The sequence below is a fragment of the Pseudomonadota bacterium genome, from assembly GCA_018242545.1.
Lineage (GTDB): Bacteria > Pseudomonadota > Alphaproteobacteria > 16-39-46 > 16-39-46 > 16-39-46.
In genome coordinates, this window is the sequence record JAFEBT010000073.1 from 1 (window position 1) to 8,374 (window position 8,374).

Here is an 8,374-nt window from a genome sequence, read left to right on the forward strand (position 1 = left end):
GAATGTTATGTAGAATTTTATGTAGAATGTTATGTAGAATGTTATGTAGAATTTTGTGCTTCGCTGGGACTATCTACCTCGATGCCTTACCCTTTTATGGGTTTGACTATTCTTTTTTTTGTCTTTTTATGGGCTTTTGCCCCTTGATTATTTTCCTTGGCCGGCTGAGCTTCTTCGGATTTTGATTATTTCCGCTAATGCTAAGTTGTTATAGGCCTTGTAGTATGCTATACTTAGTATTATCACTAATCATAAGTATTGTGTTACAAATGTTTCTACGTTTAGTTGTGGCATTTTAATGGATATGAACTGAATCGTTAATATATATAGAAGTTAAGATACTAAATACGTAAGCTTGGATTAATGCTACTCCCATTTCTAATACTGTTATAAACACTACTGCAAACATTGGGAATATACTTAATATTGATATTATTCCTCCGGCTGTCAACATTGTTCATGTAAATCCGGATAATATCGCAAATAATACGTGTCCGGCTGTTATGTTCGCCGCTAATCGAACTCCTAATGACACTCCTCGGGCTAATTGTGATAAGAATTCTAATACTACTAGTAAGAATGCTAATACCATTGGACTTCCTGATGGCATCATCATTGCTAAATAGTTACTTCCATAGTTCTCAAATCCTAAATATGTTACTGCTATTAATATACTTAAACTCATTCCAAATCCTACTACTATATGTGCTGTTGGTGTAAATGTGTATGGCACTATTCCGACTAGGTTCATTATTGCTAAGTTTATAAATATTGTTCAGATTAATGGTACATATCTTCCATCTCCGATATTATCCATTACCATATTTACTATTTGTGTATAGATTATCTCGATTACCGCTTGTCATCGTGTTGGCACTAATTGACCTTTCTCGATATTGACTTTATATGCTATTGTATATATACCCAATGCTAATGCTAAATATATTGTTGAGTTTGTTATTGATAAATCTAATGTATCTCCGATTTTTAGAGGGATTATTCGAATTATTTCAAATTGCTCAAATGGAGATCCTAATATTGTTATATTTCCTGTCATTTTCCTTTGTTGCTATCACTTAAGGATTCTAACCTTTTGTCTGCTCTGCGACGGACTTCTCCTACGATTATTCATCCTATTTAAAGGGGATTTTTTCCGGAGATTCCCCCACTCTTTCTTCGTAGGAAACTGGAGGTCGCCTTTATGACTTTTTTCTTAGATTCTTTATCATCTTAGTTTACCTTCTTCTTCTGAGATCTTCTTCTGAGCCTTATATGATCTTCTTCTTCTCGGCCTTCTCTGATCTCAGGGGGTTATCTTCGATCTTTCTTTTGATCTTCGGACGGGATCTTCATACTATATCTTTATACGAGATCTTCGTTCACACGATGGGTTCTTCTTCTTCTGAGCTCGATGTGACCTTCTTCGTTCGCACTATGTGATCTTCTTCTGAGGAGATTTGATTAGATTAGATTTGGGCTCTTTCTCTCTTTCTTTCGTTCGATCTTCTTGCTCTCTTTCTTTCGATCTTCTTGCTCTCTTTCTTTCGATCTTCGGACGGGATCTTCATACTATATCTTCGTTCGCACTCTCGGTTCTTCTTCTTCTGAGCCTTCTTTATCTTCTTAGTTTACCTTCTATGATCTTCTTCTTCTTCTGAGCACTCTCGGTTCTTCTTCTGAGCACTCTCGGTTCTTCTTCTTCTGAGATTATCTTTGCCCTTGGGCTCTTTCTCTCTTTCTTTCGTTCGATCTTCTCTGTTCGCATTCTTTATCTTCTTAGTTGGCCTTCTTCTTCTCGGCTTTCTATGATCTTCTTCTTCTACGTGCTATTCTATGGTCTTCTTCTGAGATATTATGAGGTTAGATTTGGGCTTTCTCTCATCTTCTCGAGGGCTTTTTACGCCTTTCTGTTTTTATTCTCTCTTTCCTTTCTTTCAAAGTTTATGGATTTTTAGTATAACTCGGCTACACAATTCTCATTGCTTACACCCGTTACCTATCTTTGCATTAGTCTTATGCTATCCTATGAATCGATTTTTCTTAGGCTTCGAGTTTCAGTTGCTTTCAACTCTTATCCTTTGATCCTTAACTACCTTGCTATGCCTTACGACAACAAGTATATCAGAGGGACCGTCCTGCGGATCCTTGCGTACAATGCAGAACTTGATGTTTGATTCTCTTATATGGCAGATATAAACCGAACTGTCTTACGCATTTTTTCTCCACATTTTCATGTGGTATGGACTATATCTTCATCCTTGGCTTTTTTCGCCTTAGGAGTCAACGTGTTATAACTGCGAGGATTTGGCAGCTATCCGCCCTAAGCTTTTCCTCTTTTGCTATGGGCTAAGTCTCTACAGGTGGTCACTAAGTTTCTTTTTCTATTGAGGCTTTTACCACTTCATAGGTTGTTTTTCGACCTTTCGTGGCTGTAAGCTCGCTAACTTTATCTACTTTTTTACATACCTCTAAAAAGCTGTCTTTGCTTACTGCTCTCTCTTTATCTTTTATTATTTCTAATACCAATTCCGCTATTCGTTTCTTTAATCTTAAATATGGTAATATCTTTTCTAATAGATTCTTCACTGGTGTCGATCCCGTTATTGTCAATTCTGACATTCCTTTCGATCTTTGTCGGACTTCTCCTCCTATCTCTTGTTGCATTTCTAGATTCGCCCAATGTCTTATCGATTTTTGATACAATACTACTGACACACGGATTTCATAATGATATTTATAGCTTTCATGTTTCACTATTTGAGCCATTATACTACCATTTACATCGATTATACCGGCTATATATGCCTTCTGTGTTTCATTTATTACTTTTTTCATTCATTATTTTTCATTATTTACTTTTAGCTGAATTGATTTTTATGAGGTCTTAGTTTTCCTTCCCTCGGTATTACCTTGCCCTGTCGATTGATTGGGAGTTTGCCAATAGGGTTTAGGCTTCACCGATATAAGTTGATTCTTTTTATCGAAATCTCTTCCGATTAACGCAGTATTCTACGTTCTAAACTCAAATCACGTAACGTTTTATCCAACGAACAGTTGGACCCTTGGGACCTTCTGCAGCCCCAGGATACGTTGATTCAACATCGAGGTGGCAATCTGAGAAATAGATATGGACTCTTATTCTCAATTACCCTGTTATCCCTAGAGTAGCTTCCCTTTTGATTGCTACTTGTTACCATTACATTGTAGCTGGTCACTATATCCGTCTTGCGACCCTGCTCTGTATATCTACTTTACAGTCAAGCCGGCTTTTACTATTGCGCTTCTATGCCGACCTTTGATAACCTTTGTTACTCTTTAAAAGGCTAACGCCCCATTCAAAATGTCTCTCATAAGATGTCGTCTTATTTGCTTTTATTAATCTTAGCTATGTCAATATTAGCCTTTTAGTCTTTCACTTTTATCTTAAGATTCTCTAATTCTCTACTTTGGCAATCTTAACATAGCAACTTATGATAACATTTAAGCTTCTAGGGTCTTCTTGTCCCGCCATATATCTCATAGTATCTTCACTACGACTCCAATTTCACTTGCTTCATCCTAGAGACAGCGGAAAGCTCGTGTTCCCCTTCATACCTGTCTACAATTAATAGACTATTGATTGCGCTACATTATTACAGTCAGAGTTACTGCAGCCATTTAGTCGTCCTTATATCCTTGACTTGCATCTTAAACTTTCGGATACGACCATTGGGCAGGGATCGCTACTTGTACTTCCATTTACATGTTCGCAAATAGCTGTGTTTTTAGTAAACAGTCGGCCTTCCCGATTCTATGCTACTTATTTAAAAGTTACCGTTCTCGTTGCCTTACCGGTACATTTTGCCGAGTTCCTTTAGGATGGTTATGCATTGACCTTTGTATTCTCTACTTGCTCACTTGTGGTAGATTGGTACAGTTTTCTTTAGGCGGGCCTTTCCTGATTATTATAATATTTTACAATACTACAATTCCCGACCTTATCTCCATTATCATTCCTTTTCAGGTTTTGTTACTTAGGTACTGTCTTGTTACTCCTTGAGCTTACGGTCAATCTTGTTTCTTGATTTTTAGTTACTCATGCATGCATTATCTCTTTCGAGTTTACGAAATGTTCTGCTACCTCTTTCTAGAGTTTCGGTTAAAAGCTTAGCCACCTATATTTTTGGCGCAAAATAACCTAACCTAATGCGCTGTTACGCGTTCTTTGTTTGCTGGCTGATTCCAAGCCTACTCTTTAGTTGTCTATGTTACTTTACTGTCCTTGCACACTTAGCTTCTATTAATGACCTTAACTTCTATTCTGGGTTGTTTCCCTTTTGACCTAGAACCTGATCGCCCTAAGTCTGACTCTTGTACTTCATAGTCTCTACATTCGGTGATTCTTGACTTCTTCTATAGATGTCGCCTATTGCCCTACCTTAGTTACTCACATACAAGGCACTACCTTTATAGTTTTCGCAGAAAACCAGCTATCTCTAAATTCGATTGGCATTTCACCCCTACTCACAACTCATCACAGAATCTTGCGACATTCACGTGTTCGTTCCTTCCTAATTCTTTTACAAACTAGTTCAAACTGGTCATGAGTAGATCATTTAGTTTCGGGTCCGATATACTGTAGCTTCTTCGTTTTCACTACGCCTTGCGACTTGCTACTATATATCACTTGCACGCCCAATTGGGATAGGTAGGATATTTCGATCTTTCCCCCCCTCAGAACCGTACTTGCACATTTCTATGCATACGGCTCAAGCAAGACTCTTTGTTTATCGCCTCCTTACTTCGGATACAGTTGCTTTTTCACTTCTGTTCCTGTAATGGAATGCAACTATTATTTATCGTTGTTGCTACTTGACGTAATTTGATGCTTTTTTACTATCTACTTGACTGGACTTTGTTGGTCTCATATTATGCTGACCTATTCTTTATACTAATATTAGCTCCTTTCTACATCTTCGTATCGGCACATGCCTCTCTCGATTTTTGCGGATTTTCGCAGGTTCATGTGCCTTGCTACTACGATTAATAGCGCGTCTCACCCTTAAACAAGTCTGCATTCTTTCGAATTGATCATCTTCCTGTCTTGCGACCGTACTGATCTATCTCTTCTATTACCGATGAGCTTTCGCTTTTTGTTTGTCTTCTCTCCACTAATCTATACATGCCATTACTGACTTGCTTCTCCCTTGCGGAAGCAATTATTGGAGTTACCTCGTTCAATCCTATGTACATTATTTGATCCTTAGATGCCGACTTTCCTCCGGTGTTACTTGACGTTGTGCGTAAGAGAGCATAAAACTTTTACACCTAACACTTAACCCTTTCTAGTGGTCGGGTTTACCTTTTACGAAGGTTCTAATGTCGATTCACTTTCATTCATCTTAGATACACATCCTAGCCCTCCACATCTACCACGATGTTTTGGTTCATTGTCCTTAGAGCTCTGCAAATACTAATTACTTTGTATCCACATCTAAGTAGGATCATGCCACAACGTTGGCATGGCTATTTTCTTAGCATTACATTTGACTGCTTACGATTCGCACTTATACAAAAGGTACGCCTTCTTCTTGGCTGCTCCGTCATTACGATTTTCGGTTCTTTTTCACTTTAGCTTTGCTAATCTTTTCAACTTTCACTCACGTTACTCTTGCACTATCGGTGTGTAGAGATATTTAGTCTTCGAGTTTCGGTTCCCCGTTCTTCCAACCTTTTTACATGTTGTACTCTTGTCTTCTTCGTTTTTAGGGCCTACGGGACTCTTTTACCCTGTTGCGCTTTCGGCTCTTTTTCGATTAGACTTTTGACTTCTCATGGTTCGCTCGCCACTACTACATGAATCTCTTTTGATTTCTTTTCCTTCAGCTACTTAGATGTTTCAGTTCGCTGAGTCTTCTCTTTTAAGAGGTTTCCCTCTATGGTCTCCTGATCGTCGGCGTTTCTCGGATCAGACTTTCGATGTTCTTTCGACCCTGTCTCTACACCCTAGTCTTCCCTCGTAATTTCCTTTTTACTTTGAATTCTTTTACAATAATATTTGGATTTTAACCCATACTATTGTGTGGACTTTTCGTTGCGCATAAGGAGACTCGAACTCCTCTCGTCTACTTGGAAGGAAGATAGTTTGCCTGATAACCTATACGCGCTCTGTCCTTCTGCACGTTCCCGTACCGAAACCATGTTTCAACTTTCTCAAGATCATGTATAAATACACTTCCCTGAGATGATGAGCAATTTGTACAAATAGAATTGCTAAATTCACCACAACTTACTTATTTGTGATTACTACCGAATCCGCCTTCCAATCGTTATTGCAAACAATTTTCCGTTCTTCTCGCGGGTTTTACTGGTCGATCATATTTACATATTTTCTTCGCTCTACTCCGCTCACTGTAGCACATATGCTGCCCTAAGTATATGAACCATATCATCTGACGTCTTCCATTTTAATGGATTTTGTTTGTTATATTCTATACAGACTGACGGCGATCATGCAGTATCTGAGTTCTTGCGAACACTAACTTAGGTAAGATTCTTCGTGTGTTATCGAATTAAGCTACATGCTCCTCCGGCTAGATTTTCTAAACTGCCAATTATTTTAAATTTTAGTCTTGCGACCGTAGTACTCAGGTGGATTACTTAGCGATTTCTCTTTGACACTTTTTGAGTATCTAGTAATCATCGTTTACTGCTTAGACTACCAAGGTATCTAATCTTGTTTGCTCCCTAAGCCTTCATGCCTCAACGTCTGTTCGTTTGGGATTTATGTCTTCACCTTTGGTATTACTGTTAATCTCTCTTCATTCCACCGATACACTAACCTTTCTTAAATCTTTCTTCGAACACTAGATCTTATTATGATCCGCCTACGCATCCTTTACACCTCTAGTCATGACGGGAAATACTCGAGCCCAGCGTCTTACCGCGTCTGCTGGCACGCTACTTGGACGGCTCTTTCTACACTCTGGTCACTATCCCTAGTGCTTCTTTGCGATGTAGCTGTGTCAGATTTTCATCCATTGCACAATTTTCTCCACTGCTGCCTCGGTTATTGAGTCTCGACCGTGTTTCAGTTCGAGTGTGGCTGCTCATACTTCCATACCAGCTAACGATCTTGGCCTAGGTGGGCCTTTACCCCGCCTACTAACTAATCGTCTTTCAGCCCCTCTCTGTTGAGGTAGATACCGAATTTTTACTCACCCGTTCGCCTTTCGACTTGCATGTGTTGGTTCTCATCGCTAGCATTCTCCCTGCGCCAATATCAAACGCTATATCCTATTATAAGATTCGATCTTTATTACTTTACCTAATTTCTTTTAGGTTTCATATAGGTATTATTTATTTATTTTAGACTTCGTCGTTCTTGGGCCTGATTCTTAGTATATGCCGATTTTTTCATACTTCACCTAGACCTGGGGCCTTCACAGATTCGATTATCTTCTCTCTTCTACTAGTGATTTTATTCTCCTGCTCTTCTCCTACTCTTCTTCTAGTGCTTTTCTTCTCCTGCTAATGAGCACTAATTTGACTTTTACTTATTTCTCGATTACTTACCCCGTTGGGGCGAGGGGGGGATTCATTTCTTGGGGTCTTATCGCGGGGATATATGATCTTTTCGACCCTATCTTCCCACACTTGATTTACATACTAGATTTCCCCACTAGATCTCCCACTAGATCTCCCCCTAAACTTTGACTTCTTTTTGCTTTTGATCTTAGCTTAGATTAGATTAGATTAGATTTGGGCTCTTTCTCGCCTTCTTTCGTTCGATCTTCTTTACTCTATGCCTTACTATATTCCTCTCGATTCCTCTCTATTCCTTACTCTATGCCCTACTCTATGCCTTTATATTTCCCTTCTTTCTCATCTTTCAAATCTTTTCTTCTTTGCGAATTTTTATCCTGATTTATTACCTTTTATTTTCCCTTAAATTATCTATTAAATTATCTCTTAAAATATTCTCTTAAATTATCTTCTTAAATTATCTCTTAAAATATTCTCTTAAATTATCTTCTTAATTACTCCCTTCTATTTTCCCTTCATTTTTGCCTTACTAAGAGGACCATCTTAGACTCTTTATCTTTTACCCTTGCTGCTACATGACCTTTATTGCATTTTTTCTTACAAATCATTTTATATGCGATTTTTCTCCCTGGCACTCTACGAGAGGCTCTTTCTACGGGCTTTTCTTTCCCTAAAAAATGCATCTAAAAGATGTAGAGAGCACTTCTCTACTAAATATTCTAATGGGCTTTTCTCCCTGATTTCTACCTACTATTCTTTTCTAATTATCTACTCTCCTAAGGATCTACTCTCCTAAAATCTACTCTCCTAAATCTACTCTCCTAAATCTACTCTCCTAAATCTACTCTCC

General features: G+C 38.4%; 1 protein-coding gene and 2 rRNA genes. All 3 read right to left on the reverse strand.

Annotated features, from left to right (window positions below):
* Nucleotides 1–457: 457 nt before the first annotated feature.
* The 3 genes from JSS34_07765 to JSS34_07775 all read right to left on the reverse strand — a co-directional run bounded on the left by JSS34_07765 (nt 458) and on the right by JSS34_07775 (nt 7,277).
* Nucleotides 458–733, reverse strand: a complete 276-nt coding sequence (locus tag JSS34_07765) for a F0F1 ATP synthase subunit A (GenBank protein MBS0186212.1) — start codon at nt 731–733, stop codon at nt 458–460.
* A 1,198-nt stretch (nt 734–1,931) separates the two neighbouring features.
* Nucleotides 1,932–6,020: ribosomal RNA gene (locus JSS34_07770) — 23S ribosomal RNA — on the reverse strand.
* Between the two features lie 119 nt (nt 6,021–6,139).
* Nucleotides 6,140–7,277: ribosomal RNA gene (locus tag JSS34_07775) — 16S ribosomal RNA — on the reverse strand.
* Together the 16S and 23S rRNA genes form the textbook arrangement of a ribosomal RNA operon.
* Nucleotides 7,278–8,374 lie beyond the last annotated feature (1,097 nt).